3 protein-coding genes and 1 pseudogene are annotated in these 1,795 nt (G+C 58.6%); all 4 read left to right on the forward strand.

Features of this window, described 5'->3' with window-relative positions; translation table 11 throughout:
- A pseudogene (locus tag Q0216_RS08305) lies at nt 1–435 on the forward strand (TetR/AcrR family transcriptional regulator); the annotation flags it as partial.
- Nucleotides 436–832: 397 nt separating this feature from the next.
- On the forward strand, nt 833–1,006 hold the full coding sequence (locus Q0216_RS08310) for a hypothetical protein (protein ID WP_298594470.1): 174 nt from the start codon (nt 833–835) through the stop codon (nt 1,004–1,006).
- Nucleotides 1,007–1,129: 123 nt separating this feature from the next.
- Nucleotides 1,130–1,534 (forward strand): CrcB family protein, encoded by a 405-nt coding sequence (locus tag Q0216_RS08315; RefSeq protein WP_298594472.1) that lies wholly within the window; start codon nt 1,130–1,132, stop codon nt 1,532–1,534.
- A partial coding sequence (locus Q0216_RS08320) for a CrcB family protein (RefSeq protein ID WP_298594473.1) occupies nt 1,534–1,795 on the forward strand: 262 nt, incomplete at its 3' end. The genes Q0216_RS08315 and Q0216_RS08320, both read left to right, overlap by 1 nt.

A 1,795-nucleotide genomic window follows, 5' to 3' on the forward strand; every position in this document is an offset into this window, starting at 1 on the left:
GGTGAAAACGCAAGCATGGAATCCGAAATGCTCTCCATCGCCCGCAAGGTCTTCATGAGCAGCACCCTCGAAGAGTACATTGCACCCTTCGCACACCTGCTCTACGCCCTCGAAATGGACAGCCCCGCAAAGTTCGAAGAATACTCGCACGTCATCCTCGAGCGCACCTACGATATCTTCCTCGAACAGTACCTCGCGGCATACCCCGACCTGCCCTACCTGCGCGTGGCAGTCTTCGCCTCCAACCTCTCCGAAACCATCGGTGAAGGCGTCTACTACTACCTCACCCGCGCCGAAGAAATGACGGCCAAGGTCGCGGCGGAAGCCCCCGAAGGCACCCACCCCGAAGCCCTCGCCATTGAAGCAATGCGCCAGTGTGTCCTCGAAGCACTCGACTACCTGGGCCGTCTGGTCCAGGGCGAATTCGCAAGCTAAGCCCCATAGCGTCAACGCTCAAACACTCTCGCTTCGGGCACCTCACCTGCAGGTGCCCGGGGCGGGGGGTTTTTTGCCCAAAAACAGGTAGCAGCGTTCGTCATGCAGGGCAAAACTACAGGGCAAACACCAAACGTACCCAACCAAACACGCCGCCGCCTCGCAGCTTGAGAACGGCATGAAGCAGATTGCCGACAATGAGAAGAAGCTCGACGACTCACAGGCGCAGCTGACCGAGTAGCAGAATGCCCTCAATCAGCAGCGCGATACCCTTGTTGAGGGCCAGAAGCAGGTTGATGCGGGTCGCGCAGAAATCTCCTCGAAGAAGGATGAGCTGGCTGAGGGTCAGAAGAAGCTGGATGAGCAGCGCAACCAGCTGCAGAAGACTGAGAGTGAGTTGCCGGCGCAGCGTGAGCAGTTGGAGCGCCAGCAGAAGCTCTACGATTTCGCTTCCGGCTATCGTATGGTCTCTGAGGATCAGTCCACGGCGATTGCGGCGGTGAAACTGAGCGAGAAGATTCAGCAGGAGCGCGAGTCTGCCGCTACTGACTCGGGTAACAAACTCGGGTAAGGGTAAAGTATTTAGTGTGCGCTACGGCGCTCTCTAAAGACTTATGCGATGTGAAAGGGCAGGTACACGGTGATGAGGAACCGCGTGAGTATCCGACAGTGGATAGGAGGCGTTCTGAACCGTGTGCCTGCCCCTTTTCTTGTCTTTTTGGGTGGCGGTACGGGTGCGCTGTGCCGTGTGAACACTCCTGGCGGCGTGCTGGTGGCGAACCTGCTGGGCTCGTTCACGCTGGGTCTGCTGACGGTGGTGTGGAATGCTTACGCACGCCGTGATGGTGAGGAGCGGATCCATTCGATCCGCCTGCTTTTTGGTGCCGGTATGATGGGTGGCTACACGACGTATTCGTCGATTGCGGCGGTTTTGGCGCAGACGATTTTTCTGCCGTACACGGTGCACGAAGGGTACATGGCGCTTGCTCTTCTGGTGTTGCTCGTGGGTGGTTTGGTTGCCGCCGCGGCGGGCATGCTGACGGGTCGTTTTGTGGCGTCCCGCCTGGTGCCCGCTCGTGAGGGTGAGGAGGGTCGCTAATGTTTTTTGCTCTGATGGTTTTCCTCTGCGGCGGCCTGGGTGCGATGACCCGCTTCTTCGTGGATAAGGCGATGTCGCCTCGCCTGCGTACGGAGTCGTCGATTATTAGCCCGGTGTTCGTCATTAATCTGGTGGGTTCGTTCCTGTACGGGCTGCTGATTATGCCGGTGTCTAATCCGCGCGCGCTGGGGGTTCACTATAACGCTACGGAAGAGGTGGCGTTCTGGTGCACGGTGATTACGACCGGTCTGCTGGGTGGTT

It is taken from the genome of uncultured Rothia sp. (assembly GCF_937976295.1).
In the GTDB taxonomy this organism is placed as follows: domain Bacteria; phylum Actinomycetota; class Actinomycetes; order Actinomycetales; family Micrococcaceae; genus Rothia.